5 protein-coding genes are annotated in these 16,380 nt (G+C 39.8%); 1 reads left to right on the top strand and 4 read right to left on the bottom strand.

Annotated elements, in window-relative coordinates; all coding sequences use genetic code 11:
* Nucleotides 1-47: 47 nt before the first annotated feature.
* On the top strand, nt 48-2,717 hold the full coding sequence (locus tag AQF98_RS13960) for a TonB-dependent receptor (RefSeq protein WP_055132589.1): 2,670 nt from the start codon (nt 48-50) through the stop codon (nt 2,715-2,717).
* A 310-nt stretch (nt 2,718-3,027) separates the two neighbouring features.
* Here AQF98_RS13960 and AQF98_RS13950 read toward each other — a convergent pair whose 3' ends face one another.
* From AQF98_RS13950 to AQF98_RS22045, 4 genes are all read right to left on the bottom strand, one after another.
* Nucleotides 3,028-4,269: a TlpA disulfide reductase family protein gene (locus AQF98_RS13950; RefSeq protein WP_055132587.1), complete on the bottom strand. Its 1,242-nt coding sequence runs from the start codon at nt 4,267-4,269 to the stop codon at nt 3,028-3,030.
* A 288-nt stretch (nt 4,270-4,557) separates the two neighbouring features.
* Complete coding sequence (locus AQF98_RS13945; protein ID WP_055132586.1) at nt 4,558-6,519, bottom strand: OmpA family protein; 1,962 nt, start codon at nt 6,517-6,519, stop codon at nt 4,558-4,560.
* Between the two features lie 34 nt (nt 6,520-6,553).
* Nucleotides 6,554-7,525, bottom strand: a complete 972-nt coding sequence (locus tag AQF98_RS13940) for a type IX secretion system membrane protein PorP/SprF (RefSeq protein WP_055132634.1) — start codon at nt 7,523-7,525, stop codon at nt 6,554-6,556.
* A 59-nt stretch (nt 7,526-7,584) separates the two neighbouring features.
* Nucleotides 7,585-16,380: gliding motility-associated C-terminal domain-containing protein (locus AQF98_RS22045; protein WP_055132585.1), on the bottom strand; the 8,796-nt coding region annotated here is incomplete at its 5' end.

Here is a 16,380-nt window from a genome sequence, read left to right as displayed (position 1 = left end):
TCGTTCTATTTTTTTTCTTTTGCCTGTTTTGCATTAGTCCTTGGTATATGGCCATAGCTCAGGTCCAGCCCAAATCGTCGACTATTAAAATAAATGATGCTTTAGACAAAGTAGCAAAGATTTTTCAGGTTCATTTTATCTATGAAAGCAGTTTGTTAGCCAACAGAGCCATTATGGTAGAGAATAAAGCGCTGCAGCACAAAAAGCTAGAAACAGTGCTTTCGGCACTGCTTGAGCCATTAGAGATTGGTTATTATCGTGTGGACAATGCCAATTACGCATTATTCAGGTCGCTTGGTGATAACCAAAAATCGGAGGGCATAAATCTTCCAAATTTATCCAATACTGTAGAAAACGATGCGGCAACAATACGCGGGCAGGTTCGTGATCAATCCAACCAGCCACTAGCATATTGTACAGTTAGCCTATTGGGAAAGGATTCTGTACAGATTGCCAATGCCATTGCCGATTCGGTAGGGAGGTATAGGTTTAAAAATATAAGTGCAGGTAACTATAAGATACGGGCCACGAGGATCGGCTATCAATTAGATTATTCTGAACCTTTCCAGTTTGTACAAGGAGGTAATCTTGTGTTAAAAGACTTGATCTTGGTTGAAGTTCCCAAACTATTGGCACAAATTTCCTTTAGCGCAGACAAACCACTATTTGAATACAAGGCCGACAAAACAACTGTTAATTTAGAAGGAGGTTTTATTGGAAACAGTGTATCGATTAGCGATCTGTTGGAAATATCACCTGGGGTAACTATAACTAATGATCAGATTAGCCTTAAGGGAAAACAGGGCGTAACGGTTACAATAGACGGAAGACCTGTTAAGCTGTCGAGTGCTCAGGTGGTGAACCTTTTGAGAGCGATGCCTACAATTGCGGTTTCACAGATCGAATTGATCCATTCTCCTTCGGCCAAGTATGATGCTCAGGGTAAGGGGGGAGTAATCAACATTAAAATGGTCAATAGTGAAGCCAGAGGGCTTAGCGGAACAATCAACTCCGTTTTCAGTGTAGGTAACCATCCGAAGTTTACAGAAAGTGCTAGCCTTAATTACGGATCGAAGGGACTTAACTTATCAGCCAACTACAGCTATCAACATTTTAAAAATTCAAATAAATTCTTTCGTGATAACGTGATCAACGGATCTAATCCCATAGCCTATGGGCAAGATGAAAAGGGTAGCTCAAAATTAATTGACCACAACGCCATGCTTGGAGCAAACTATCAGATTAACCATAAAAATGCCATATCCCTTGTGGGAACAATGGATATAAGCAACAATAACTCAAATTTTTACCGCTACCTCAGTTTAAATCATCAGAAAAATGCATTACCAGATTCGAGTATAACTTCTTTAAATAGAGGCTCACAACGCCAAAGTACCTACGGATTGAACTTGAACTCGCAACATAACTTGGGATCAGCTGCACACCTATTGCTGTTCAATGCAGCTTATACCAAATACAGGTCTACTAGCCCAGATACTTACCAGAATTTTTATTTAGGGTCATCAGGGTTAACAAATAGGTCTGAAGAAAATATATTCAGTAATACCCAGGTCGATCTAGAACTTATTACTGCTGGGGCAGATTACAGTTATCCTATCGGGAAGAGTCATCAGCTTGATGCTGGAGCAAAGATTGCATTTACCCATTCTAACAGTAAAGTTTTGTTTCAATATGGAAGTGCAAATGCACAAATGTTTGCCGATTTTGCCCGAAGTAATAGCTTTAAATACAAAGAGAAAATCAGTGCTGTTTATTTGAACTATCAGGGCAAAATTGGAACTGGTACTACATTGCAGCTAGGGGTGAGGGCAGAAAATACGAGTTATAAGAGTGCGTCTATTTCTGGCGACCAAGCTACTCACCAAAATTATATTCAAATTTTCCCAAACTTTATGCTGAGGCATGGGGTTGGTAATCATTTGTTAGCCCTTTCTTACCATCGCCGTGTTGGGCGACCAAGCTACCAAGACCTTAACCCGTTTGTAACGTATTTCTCGCCCTATTTTTATGCCATGGGTAACCAGTTTTTAAATCCAGAAACTACACATACTTTAGAAATGGATTACAGTTATGGCCCATCTCTACATTTCAGCTTAGGCTATAGTGCTACCCATAACTATTTGGGGCCACTTATTGCTCTTGATAATGGTAGCTTAACCATGAGGCAAGCGATGGGTAATTTTGGCAGCTACAATACCTTTAACCTTTCGGTAGCTTACCAAAAAACGTTACTGAAGTATTGGAATGTTAATGCCAATGGTAGCCTGTTGTATGATCACTATCAAAGTGAATATATTAGCTCTGCTATTGGAAATGCGCTTTTTGGCTTTAGTTTTAATATCCTGAATAGTTTTAAGCTCAGTCCAAAACTTTCTCTCGAAGTGCTCAACCTTTACCAATCTAGGCGAGCCCAATTGGCTGGCACAGCATTTGGCAGGTATCGTGCAGACGCAACACTGAAATACAGTGTTTTAAACAATAGCGCAAGCTTAAGGCTAGGAGTGAGCGATATTTTTTACACTTACCTTAACCAAGGATCTAACCAGTTTCTACAGCTTTATAGCAGTTATTCCAACCGAAATGAGAACAGACGTTTCCATCTGGGTTTTTCTTACAGTTTTGGTTCCAAGAATATTCAAACAAACAAAATACAACACCACCAACAAGAACTTGATCGGATCAAACCACAAAAATAAAAAAGGCAGACTTCATATCATTTCTAAATACTTATCAACCATGACCAAATTCCGTTATTTTCTGATTTCGTTCCTCTTATTTTTGGCGATGTTAGCTATACTTACCATGTCAATACAATCAACAGAAATTGAAGCAATGGTAAGTGCAATAAAGGCTATTTTTATGCCAGTGCTCTTATTTTTCACTTCTCTTTTGTTGCTTGCAATGTCTCTCTATTTTTTCTTTAAGGGAAGAAGAAAAGGGAGACCTAAAAAACATATAAGATTTCTCTAAACCTTTTATAGGCTAACAAATTGTTGCTCCAATTTTTTATTTTGTTTTAGAGATCAGCGCCTCAATGTCTTTAAAAACCTGATCGCTTGAGCCTTTATGTATTTGAACCACCACACCAGCAGGATCGATTAAAATTTTAGTAGGGTACTCGCGTAAGCCAAATAAACTACCAAATTCATTGGTTTCACTAAAAAGTTGTGTCCAGTTAAGTTGATATTGTTTAATGGCTTTTATCGCATTTTCCTTAGTGTCGTTTGCAATTAGACCAACTATTTGTAATTCTTGTTGGTATTTGAGTTGTAGTGCTTTCATCTGTGGAGATTCGTCGAGACAAGGTTTGCACCAGCTTCCCCAAAAATCAAGCAACACATATTTTCCTTTGGTGTTACTAAGTTTAAATGATTTGTTTTCTATGGTATTTGCTTCGAACTCTGGCATTTTTTTACCAACAGTATTATTGAACCAGCCATTCATTAAGCGCTGCACTTCTTTTCCAAAAAAGCTCTTTTTAACCTCTGGGGTTAAACTACCATAGAATGAGATTACGCTATCCTTTGGTATAGATTTCATCAGCAGTGCCGAAGCTTCGTAATTGGGGTGTTGTTTAATAAATTTGATAGCTTTGACTTCTTGCATTCTAAGATTGTTATTCCTGATTTTTTGATAATTGGAAACTTCCTCATTAGATCTCTCATTTTCCTTTTTTGTTTCGAAAATAAAGGCTTGTGCTATCTGATCTTTTGATACATCTAAAGTCTCATTATGAAATAATGCATATTGCTCAGATACTTTATTCCCTTTTACAGTAAACAACAAACAACTGTCAACTAATGTAGCTTCTATCTTCATTTGGTCGCCAGGGTTTGCATAACAGGTTATTCTAGAGCCTCTTGTTGGATAAAACTTCCCATTTTTAAACTTGTGTATCAGGCTAAGTGGCATAATCATTAGTTTGATAGGCTCATTGATATTTACTTCATATTTAAGCATGCCATTTTTGAGCTGTGCAGTATGTTCAACTTCAATATCTGGATTTGATAAAATTTGGTAATAAATTGATACAGAATCTGTGGGTAGACTTTTGAGCTGTAGGGTTAAGGTAATTTTCCCTTCTGTGTTTCTGTTGGTTTTTTCAGGGCTATCTTTCTTTTGCTCTGTTGGCGAGTTAGAAGTATTTCCAATTTGCATTTTGATTTTGCCATTACCAACAGAGTTTTGCTGGGCAGCCAGTGTTAAACTTGCCATTGCCAAGGCAAAAACGGTGATCAATTTTTTCATGTGTTATTTGGTTCTTTGTGTGAATGGTTAGGTTATTAAAAAATCTTAACTGTTTTAGTATTGAATATCAGCCATCGCATGAAATTCAATTGGCCAAGTTCATGTTAAAGTTTTTAATAACTAAAACTAGTTATTTTACAGTTAGTTATTAATTAATTGGAGAAAATATTATTCAATATTGTGCGCTCATTGTATATGATCGAACAATTTAAGGGCTGATGTGTAAAAGAAAACCCCTTGGTTTTAACCAAAGGGGCTAGCATTAATTGATATAATTCGTTTCTTAGATCAATATTTCACAATCTTAAATTCTGTTCTTCGGTTAACCTGGTGTTCGGCTAAAGAACAGGCAACCCCATTAACACATTTGTTGGCTAATTGAGTTTCGCCATAGCCCTTTGCTATAATACGGTTTTTGCTGATGCCTCTATCAATGATATATTGTACTGCTAAATCGGCACGACTTTGAGATAATTTTTGGTTATAGTTATCATTCCCTTGACTATCTGTATGTGAACCCAACTCTATCGATATCGTTGGATTATCTTGGAGGATTTTAACCAGTTTATCCAATTCCTTTGCAGCATCAGGCCTAATGTCCGATTTATCAAAGTCGTAATAAATATTGTCAATTTTGATGGCTTTGTTAATGACAATGGGTTCCAATTGGAGATTTTGTTTGAGTTCGGTTGATGCAATTAGGTTTTGTGTAGTTACAATGGCAGTATCGATTAGAAAACTTGTTTTTAGGCCCTTTAAACTGTAGTTAGATGCTTTTTCTAAATTAAATTTGTATCTGCCATCTGCCTCGGTTTGTACTTTAAATTGGCCTCCAGTTGTTTTTGTAAGGATAATACTTGCATCAGCTAATGGTTGCCTTGTCTGTTTGTTGTAAGCTACCCCAGTTAAAGTGAAAACGATCGGTTCTGGAGTTCTAAAGCTATAGATATCATCATTACCAACACCTTCTATTCTGTTTGATGACAGATAGCCAGTATAAGGGCTACTCAAGTTATAGGCAAAATCATCTTGTGGCGAATTGGTGGGGTAGCCCATGTTTACTGGCTTTCCAATTTGGCCATTGGCCCTTTGGGCTTTGAAAATATCTAAACCACCCATGCCTATCCATCCATCACTGCTAAAATAAAATGTATTTTCACCATCAAAAAATGGACTACGCTCGTTACCTGCAGTATTCAATTCTTTAAGATTAACGGGTTGCCCCCAGCCACTACTAGTTTTAATACAGTAGTACAGGTCAGTGCCACCTTGTCCGCCAGGTAAATTAGCAGTAAAGTACAATGTTTTTCCATCTTTGCTAATGTAAGGGTCGCCTACAGCATACGCATCAACTTTGTTATATGTGAAGGCTATTGGTGTTGTCCATTTTCCATCTTTATCTTTTTGGCTACTATAAATTTCAATGTGTACTGTTGCTAATTTGCCATTTACATAAACTGGCTTTGTTGGGATACGCGTTAGGGTAAAGTACATTTCATTGCCATCGGCTGTAAAACTGGCTGAACCAACATGGTAATTGGTTCCTACCTCTACAGGTAACTTACTAATAGTTTTATCAGCTGCGGCTTGGTTGTATAGGTGTAGGTAATGGTTTCCGGTCCATTCATATATTTTTGGATTTGGTTTTTTTGCACCATCAAACTTTAAAAAAGTTTTTACTTCAAACTCGTTTAGGCTATCAGTTTTAAAGGTCCTATCTGACGCGAATACAATAGACCCATCAATCTGGGTTGCACCCCAATCTGATTGAGCAGTATTCAAGGCTCTTTGATTTTGAATAACGGTATTTCTCGGATTTTTTATCCAATATATGGCAGAGTCGCAGGAGAGGAGCCAAGTGCTTTTTTGGACCGCAGTTATATTTTTATCAAGACCTGCATATTTTTCATATTGAAGCCGTGCCTCAGTATATTTCGAATTATTTTGCAGGGCCTTGGCGTAACTGAGTACATTTTCTGGTTTGCTGCCCTTCATATTGGTTGCAATGGCGGCCCAACTTTCCGTTTCCTTATAATTACGGATTTGCTCAAAGCAATTTGCTAGTTGCTGAGCTGCATGTAGGCTAGGTCTTTTCTGATAAGCCTGTTGATATAGGTCAATGGCTTTGAAATAATTGTATAGCTCGTATTGTGAGTCTGCTTCCTTCAAAACATATTGGGCTTTTGAGTTCTGTATCAAGGCCAATAACAACATTGTACTCATTAATAGGCTTAAAAGGCTCTTTTTCATATACTATTTGATGTTGAGAGATTAAAGTGAAGGGTTAAAAATATCTTGGACTAAGCATGCGGACTTGTTTACGGTTAAAGAAATAGCCGATAGAAATTTCATGAGTTCCTCTATTGTAACCTTTCAATGGACCAATAGAAAAATCGTATGCATAGCCAATTCTCAGGTTTTGGTTTGGAAATAGCTGTATAGCAGCCACAGCAGCACTCAGGTTGCTCAGGTCATTTTGCAAATGAGGCTTGTTATAAAGCTTTACACCTGTTCTGTAAGAACCACCTAGCCAAAGTTTATCTGCTAGGATAAAAAATGTACTCAGATCTAAACTTGTTGGTCCGGCCCGATCGTCCTTAATCAAAAAAGATGGTTTCAATAACACATTTGTTGAAAGAGGCATTATCACACCTGCAGTTAAGTAGTAGTGCGTTTTGGGTTTGGGAATAAAAGCATACTTATTAATGTCAATATATCTAGAGATGAGGTTATCGACAGAAAAGCCCGCATAAAACCGATCGGTCGAAAAGAAAACCCCAGCTCTAGCATCTGGAACAATAGTGCTTTGCAAACCGTATGGTTGTTCTATTTCTGGGGTATTGGGGTTAAGAATTGAGCCATCAATACCTAGTTGTATCGCACCTGCACCAACGCCAAATGCTAAACGCGAAGTACCTTCATTATTCAGCCGAATGCGATAGGCATAATTGGCGTAAATTGAATTGTTGCGTTGTGCACCTAGCCTGTCGCTAGAGAGTTGAAGGGCCAAACCTACATTACCATCATTTGCAATGGCATCTACAGCCAAAGAAAATGTTTTTGGTGCACCATCCATACCAGTCCATTGGTTACGGTAAAAAGTATGTATGTTCAATTGTTCTCGATAACCAGCATAGGCTGGATTGATATAGATTCCATTGAACATATATTGGCTAAATTGAGCATCTTGTTGCGCTTGTGCCGGTTTTACCAAGAGCAGCACAGCACCAGTTATCAATAGGATTAATTTTTTCATCTGTTGCATATCTTTAAAAGGGAATGGATAAAATCCAATTCCCTTTAGTTTCTACTTTTCTATTTCTTAAAGGTTCTTACCAGTGTGATGTAACCTTTGTAAATCACCCATTCTGAGTTGTCAGTTCTTTTTACTTTCAACAGGTAGAAATAAGTGCCTTCATTTAAGCCTTCTCCTGTCCAGTTGTTTTGGTAGTTTGTAGCATGGTACACCTGATTTTCCCAACGGTTAACAATAACAAGGCTATTTTCACGGAATTGACTGAGGCCAATAATTTCAAACATGTCATTTTTGCCATCGCCATTTGGTGTGAACAGGTTTGGTATTTTAAGCTCAACAAAATCTGGTTTTACTGGTATAGGCGTTACGGTTGAGCTATTGTCAGACAGATCAGGATCAGGGCTTGTAGAAACAACCGTTGCCGTATTGGCATATAAACCTGTTGCATTTACCTTAGCAGTTATGGTAAGGATGGCATCTGCACCGTTGGCTAAAGTGCCAATTGTCCATAAACCACTGGTACTGTTATAGGTATTGCCTGCTGGTGCATTAGCCGATATAAAAGTATAACCACTTGGCAGAATATCTGTTGCCAATATTCCAGTAGCATCACTTGGGCCATTATTTACAACGCGGATGCTAAATACAACATTACTACCTATTACGGGTGACATGTTATTTATGGTTTTGTTGATAGCTACTTTAGCCATTGCAGTTGTAACTAGTGTTACGGTTGAGCTGTTATTAGATGGATCAGGATCAGGTGTTGTTGAAGTCACCGTAGCCGTATTTGCATACAAACCTGTTGCATTTACTTTGGCCGTAATGGTCAATATGGTATTAACACCATTGGTTAGGTTTCCAATTGACCATAATCCAGTAGTGTTATTGTAAGTTGTACCTGCTGGTGCATTAGCCGATATAAAAGTATAACCACTTGGCAGGATATCTGTTGCCAATACTCCAGTGGCATTACTCGGGCCATTATTTGTTACACTGATACTAAATACTACATTGCTGCCTATGGTTGGATTGGTATTGTTTACGGTTTTGTTTACCGAAATATCAGCTGTAGATGCCGGTATAGGCGTAACTGTCGAGCTGTTGTCTGATGGATTAGGATCGGTAGTTGCCGAAGTTACGGTTGCCGTATTTGCATAGGGCCCTGTAGCATTTACTTTGGCAATAATGTTCAATACAACATTTGCTCCATTGGTTAAGTTTCCGATAGACCATAAACCATTGGTGCTGTTGTAAGTTGTACCAGCTGGAGCATTTGCTGATATAAAGGTATAACCACTTGGCAGGATATCGGTAACCGTAACTGCTGTTGCTACACTCGGGCCATTATTTGCTATACGGATACTAAATACAACATTGCTGCCTACCGTTGGAGTGAGATTGTCAACAGTTTTGCTTACTGAAATATTTGCTGTGGATGCTGGTGCAGGTGTAACGGTAGAACTATTGTTAGATAAATCTGGATCATCCTCGTTAATGTTAATTGTTGCTGTGTTTGCATACAATCCTGTTGCATTTACCTTTGCGGTAATAGTGAGTATGGCATTTGCGCCATTGGCCAAGCTTCCAATTGTCCATAAACCAGTATTGTTATTGTAAGTTGTACCTGCTGGTGCATTTGCCGATACAAAGGTATAACCTGTTGGTAGAATATCCGTAACAGTAACTCCTGTTGCCATGCTTGGGCCTGCATTTGCAGCTGTAATACTAAAGACAACGTTGCTACCTACTACTGGACTGGCATTGTTTACAGTTTTGTGAACTGATACATTGGCCATTGAAGCTGTAATTGGTGTTACACTAGAGCTATTGTTTGATAAATCAAGGTCAGGAGTAGTGGCACTAATTGTAGCTGTATTGGTATAATTTCCACTTGCATTAACTGTTGCAGTAATATTGAGGCTTGTACTGCTACCATTAGCTAGAGTTCCGATTGCCCATAAACCAGTCATACTATTATAGGTAGTACCTAATGGAGCTGTAGCTGAAACATAAGTATAACCTGTTGGTAGTATATCGGTTACGTTAACTCCTGTAGCCGTACTTGGTCCTGCATTTGCAGCGGTGATGGTAAAGGTTACATTAGTGCCTACTGTTGGAGTGGCATTATCCACGGTTTTGTTCACAGAAACATTAGCTGCCGATGCTGGTACAGGCATAACTGTAGCGCTATTGTTAGACGGATCAGGATCTAGAGTTGTAGAAGTAATCGTAGCTGTATTTGTATATGGCCCTGTGTTATTTACCTTAGCGGTAATGGTTAATATCGCATTTGCACCATTAGCTAGGTTTCCAATTACCCATAAACCAGTGGTACTGTTGTAGGTAGTGCCTACTGGGGCGTTTGCAGTTATAAAGGTGTAACCATTTGACAGTATGTCGGTTACGTTAACTCCTGTAGCCATACTCGGCCCTGCATTTGCGGCTGTGATGGTAAAGGTTACATTAGTGCCTACAGCAGGTGTCATATTATTTACTGTTTTGCTTATCGAAACATTAGCTGCCGCTGTTGGGATAGGTGTTACAGTAGAACTGTTGTTAGAAGGATCAGGATCATCTTCGTTAGCAATAATGGTTGCGGTATTTGTATGCAACCCTATTGCATTTACCTTTGCTGTAACGGTTAGAATGGCATTTGCACCGTTTGCTAAATTGCCAATAGACCATAAACCAGTTGTACTATTGTAGGTAGTGCCTGCTTGTGCTGTTGCTGATACAAAATCATAACCACTAGGTAATAAATCATTTACTTTTACACCTGTAGCATTGCTAAGGCCTGTATTTGTTGCTTTAATGGTAAAGGTTACATTGCTTCCTACATTAGGATTGGCGTTGCTGACTGTTTTTATTACTGTAACATCTGCTTCTGGTACAGGAATAGGGCTTACGCTCGAGCTGTTGTTGCCAGGTGTAGGGTCTATTTCAGTAGCGCTTATGGTTGCTGTATTGGTATAGTTACCAGCTGCATTTACTTTGGCTGTGATAGTTAAGGATACATTTGTGCCATTAACCAAATTTCCAATAGACCATAAACCAGTTGTAGCGTTATAGGTTGTGCCTGCTGGCGCATTTGCCGAAACAAAAGTATAGCCTGATGGGAGTAGATCGGTTATGGTAACCCCTGTGGCGTTGCTTGGTCCTGCATTTGCAGCCTTAATAGTGAATGTAATGGTATTACCTACGGGTGGTGCAGTGTCACTTGTAGTTTTTACAACAGATACGTCGGCCATTGAAATTGGGGTAGGTGTTGCCGTAGCACTGTTATCAGAATGATCTGGATCATCTTCGTTAGCGGTAATAGTTGCTGTATTTGCATATAAGCCTACTGCATTTACCTTTGCTGTAACAGTTAGAATGGCATTTGCACCGTTTGCCAAATTTCCAATAGACCATAAGCCAGTTGTATTGTTATAGGTTGTACCTGCTTGCGCTGTGGCCGATACAAAAGTATAACCACTTGGCAACAGGTCGTTCACCATAACCCCTGTGGCATTGCTTGGCCCAGCATTGCTTGCAGTTATGGTAAAGGTTACATTACTACCCACATTAGGGTTAGCGTTGCTGACTGTTTTTATTACTGCTACATTTGCTTCTGGTACAGACATTGGCGTTACACTCGAACTGTTGTTACCTAGAGTTGGGTCGGTCTCAGTAGCACTTATGGTTGCTGTATTGGTATAGTTACCCGTTGCACTTACTTTGGCAGTGATAGTTAAAGATGCATTTGCCCCATTTGCCAAATTTCCAATAGACCATAAACCGGTTGTAGCGTTATAGGTTGTGCCTGCTGGTGCATTTGCCGAAACAAAAGTATAGCCTGATGGGAGTAGATCGGTTACGGTAACCCCTGTGGTGTTGCTTGGTCCTGCATTTGCAGCCTTAATAGTAAACATAATTGTACTGCCTACAGATGGAGCTAAATCGCTTACAGTTTTTATTACTGATACATCGGCCATTGATATAGGCACGGGTGTAACACTTGCACTGTTGTTGCCCAGAGTAGGGTCTGTTTCAGTAGCACTTATGGTTGCCGTGTTGGTATAATTGCCAGTTGTTTTTACTGTCGCGGTAATGGTGAGTATGCTACTTGCGCCATTTGCTAAGCTTCCAATAGTCCAAACACCATTGGTACTGTTGTAGTTTGTACCTATAGCAGCACTAGCCGAGACAAAGGTATAACCGCTAGGTAATATATCATTTGCGGTAACACCTGTAGCAGTGCTTGGTCCTGCATTCTTAGCAGTTAGGGTAAATGTAATATTGCTCCCTACATTTGGTGTTAAATTATCAACTGTTTTTGTGATGGAAACATCTGCTAACGGACTAGGTACGGGCGTAACAGTAGCGCTGTTGCTGGTATTTGGATCCGTTTCAGCAGCAGTAATGCTTGCCGTATTGGTGTAACTGCCACTAGCATTTACACTTGCCACCATGTTTAATGTAGCATTTGCACCCTTGGTTAAACCACCAATAGTCCAAACGCCAGTTGCATTGTCGAAGGTTCCTATAGATGGTGTAGCTGACACAAACGTATAACCATTTGTCAATACATCATTTACCTTCACAATTGTAGCATCACTTGGACCTGTATTTGAAGCTACAATGTTAAATGTGATTTGGCTACCTACCACAGGCGCATTGTTACTTGCAGTTTTGGTAATCGAAACATCACTTTCTTTAGTTAACGTTGTTACCACAGTACTACCCTGATTACTCAGGTCAAAATCGGTTAATCCCGGTGGTAGGGTAATGGTTGCTGTGTTGCTAATACTTGGAACTGTTACCGATGATTTAATGTTTCCATTTACTGTAATCATGATGTAATTGGCCACACCAATAGGAACATTTCCGGTAGTTTGAATGGTGTTGCCTGTAATACCCGTCCCATCTGGGCCGGTTAAACTTGCTGTACCATAAGCTGTAGCCTTCCAACTCACATTCTCAATTTCTGCTGGGACTATATCATTTATAGTTATACCGTTGGCAGCTATAGGACCATTATTACTAACCTTAATGGTGTAACTTACAGTCGACCCTACAATTGCGGTTTGTGTACCATTTTTGTCAATCTGAACATCGGTAGATTTATTTACTGCAGTAGTTACAGAGCTTTGTGGATTACCACCAGCTGTAACGGTTACTGTATTGGTAAAAATTGAGGCTGCGGAGCTATTTACCATACCGTTTATCGTAATTGTTATCTTGGCATTTGGATCTGCAGGAATGTTGCCTATGGTATTTACAGCGTTACTATTGCCACTTGTAGCACCAGTAATAGTGGCACCACCTGTGCCTAAAGCACTCCAACTACTTACGGTAACGTCAGCAGGAACGTTGTCTGTTATGATTGCACCAGCTACATTGCCAAGTCCGGCATTGGTTACTACTATGGTATAAGTAATAGGGTCTAGCACATTCACATTGGCTGGTCCATTTTTAGAGACACGGATATTTGCCGTATTATTAACTAGTGTTGGAATTGTACTTGTGTTAGAACTTGGCTCAGGGTCTGTAATTGGACTACCTGTCGGGAAACTTGCAGTTGCCGTATTGTTAAAAGTAGAAGCATTGCTTGTACTTGGATTGATGGTACCAGTAATCGTGATGTCAATAGTTCCAGTTCCAGAAGGAATATTTCCAGTAATATTGATATTTCCACTTCCATTATTTGTACTTACTGTGGCACCATTTAGAGCAGTAGCCGTCCATGTGGGGTTCAGTACTTGGCTTGGTATCACATCTGCAATCTGTACACCTATCGCATCACTAGGTCCATCGTTAACAATATGTAAGTTATAGGTAATTACCTCTCCAGCACCAATATTTGCTGGGCCAGATTTGGTAATCCTTACATTGGCTACCCTAGTTACATTAGTAATTACTGTACTTGTAGCAGGAGTTGGATCAATAATACCTGCTTCTGGTGTTGCAGTAGCTGTATTGTTCAATGTTGTGCCTACATAGGTATGATCAACAATTCCATTTACGGTTATGGTTATAGTGGCAGTTCCAGATGGAATAGCAGCAAACAGGTTAATATTGCCTATTCCACTATTTGCACCAGTTAGCGTAGCTCCATTTTCTGCGGTGGCTGTCCAAGTAACACTATTAATCCCTGTAGGAATATTGTCTATGATATTTACATTGTTGACATCACTTGGTCCAGCATTGCTTACCTTTATGATATAGCTAATTGCATTTCCAGCAATTACTGCACTAGGTCCAGTTTTTTGGATTTGGATATCTGCGTTTTTACCTATTGTTGTGGTTACAGTATTGGAATTGATGATCGGATCTGAAGGGTCAGGAGATGCTACAGTTGCTGTATTTGATAGTGAAGTTGCTGTAGTATTTGCTGGAATTTGTCCAGTAATATCAATGGTAATGGTATTACCTGCTCCTGCAGGGATGTTGGCATTGACTACTAGATGATTACCAGTGCCTATTGCACCACTATTAATGGTAGATGAGCCTTGTGCAGTTGCAGTCCAATTTACATTGCTGAGCGTTGCTGGAACGACATCATCTATTACATTTGAAAGTGCATTGCCTGTTCCTTCATTGCTAATAGTCAGTTTATAGCTTACCATTGTCCCTGCATTTGCAATAGCTGGTCCTGTTTTGGCTATTTTTACATCAACAGGCATACTTGTAACTGAAGATGTATTGTTTGTTGTATTAGGATCATGCTCTGCAGCGCTAACACTAGCTGCATTGGTATGGTTTCCACTTGCATTTACTGTTGCTACAATAGACAATGAAGCATTTGCACCATTGGCCAGATTGCCAATACTCCACAAACCGGTAACATTGTTGTAAGTGCCAACAGAGGCAGCAAATGATACGAAAGTATAACCACTTGGTAGTAAATCTGAAACGTTTACGTTGGTTGCATTATTTGGTCCTGTATTACTTGCTGTTAAAGTAAAGGTAACATTAGCCCCTACACTTGGGGTGGTTTTACTAATCGTTTTGAGTACAGATACATCCGCAACAGGCATAGGTACAGGTGTACTGGTTGCCGTATTGTTGGTAAGTGTAGGATCTGTTTCGGTAGCTGTAATGGTAACGGTGTTGGCGTAACTCCCTGTGGCATTTACTTTTGCCACAATATCCAATGTTGCGTTTGCTCCATCCACTAATGTACCTATCATCCATTTGCCTGTAACCTGATCATATGCTCCTGTAGATGCATTTGCAGAAACGAATGTATAGCCGTTAGGTAGTACGTCTGTTGCAATGATATTTGTGGCATTGCTTGGTCCGGCATTAGTGGCTCTAATGGTAAAGGTTACGTTGCTGCCCACGTTAGGTGTGCTGTTGCTAGCTGTTTTGGTAATAGCAACATCTGCAACCGGCACTGGCACGGGAGTACTTGTAGCAGTGTTATTGGTAGGTGTAGGGTCTGTTTCTGTAGCTGTAATGGTAGCGGTATTGGCATAATTTCCAGTTGCATTAACAGTTGCTATGATATTCAAGGTTGAATTAGCACTATTGGCTAATGTTCCGATGTTCCATATTCCTGTTATAGGATCATAATTTCCTACAGCAGGTGTGGCAGATAAGAAAGTGTAGCCATTTGGCAACAAGTCGTTAACCTTAACATTGCTTGCACTGCTTGGACCAGTATTGGTTGCCGTAATGGTAAAGGTTACATTATTGCCCACATTAGGAGCAGTGTTGTTTGCTGTTTTAGTAATAGCAACATCTGCAACAGGTACCGGAGTAGGTGTGCTTGTAGCGGTGTTATTGGTAGGTGTAGGATCTGTTTCTGAAGCAACTACAGTTGCTGTATTGGTAAAATTGCCTATCGCGTTTACAGTAGCAGTAATATTTAAGGCAACGTTAGTTCCATTAGCTAATGTCCCAATGTTCCATAAACCAGTAGTATTGTTATAGGTTGTACCTACAGGTGCAACAGCCGATACAAAAGTATAACCAGTTGGTAATAGGTCGGTTGCCATTACATTTGTGGCATTGCTTGGCCCTGCATTATTTACGGTAATGGTAAAAGTGATATTACTTCCCACAATTGGAGAGGTATTGCTCACCGTTTTGGTTATCGATATATCAGCTAAAGCTATTGGTGTCGGTGTACTGGTAGCAACATTATCTGTATGATCTGGATCATCCTCAGATGCACTAATGATCGCACTATTGACATAGTTGCCATTTGGCCTAACTGTTGCCACTACAGTTAATGTTGCATTGGCGCCATTGGCCAAATTACCAATGTCCCATATTCCTGTAAGTTGATCATAAACTCCAATAAAAGGACTTGCAGATACGAAAGTATAGCCATTTGGTAACAGGTCGTTAACTATGGTATGGCTGGCATCGCTTGGTCCATTGTTGTTTGCAGTAAGGGTAAAGGTTACATTGCTGCCCACATTTGGTGTAGGATTACTTACTGTTTTTGTAATTGCTAGGTTGGCCATAGGTACAGGTACCGGTGTACTTGTAGCGGTATTGTTGGTAGGTGTAGGATCTGTTTGTGTTGCTGTAATGGTAGCGGTATTGGCATAACTTCCAGAAGCCTTAACCGTAGCTATGATATCGATGGTTGCACTAACGCCATTTGTTAGGGTTCCAATGTTCCAGATACCTGTAACATTGTTATAGGTTCCTGTAGAAGGGTTGGCCGATACGAAGGTGTATCCGCTAGGCAGCAGGTCAGTTACGTTTACTCCGGTTGCATCACTTGGTCCGTTGTTGTTAGCGGTTAGGGTAAAGGTTACGTTGCTGCCTACGTTAGGTGTGCTATTGCTAGCGACCTTTGCAATAGTTACATCAGCAATTGGTACAGGTACCGGTGTACTTGTAGCGGTATTGTT

It is taken from the genome of Pedobacter sp. Hv1 (assembly GCF_001412215.1).
Lineage (GTDB): Bacteria > Bacteroidota > Bacteroidia > Sphingobacteriales > Sphingobacteriaceae > Pedobacter.
The sequence above is the reverse complement of the archived record's forward strand: the minus strand, read 5'-3'. Positions and strand labels throughout refer to the sequence as shown.

Excerpts from the sequence above, each read along its gene's own strand:
- AQF98_RS13950 (WP_055132587.1), bottom strand. The coding sequence starts at position 4,269 with ATGAAAAAATTGATCACCGTTTTTGCCTTGGCAATGGCAAGTTTAACA.
- AQF98_RS13945 (WP_055132586.1), bottom strand. The coding sequence starts at position 6,519 with ATGAAAAAGAGCCTTTTAAGCCTATTAATGAGTACAATGTTGTTATTG.
- AQF98_RS13940 (WP_055132634.1), bottom strand. The coding sequence starts at position 7,525 with ATGAAAAAATTAATCCTATTGATAACTGGTGCTGTGCTGCTCTTGGTA.
- AQF98_RS13960 (WP_055132589.1), top strand. The coding sequence starts at position 48 with ATGGCCATAGCTCAGGTCCAGCCCAAATCGTCGACTATTAAAATAAAT.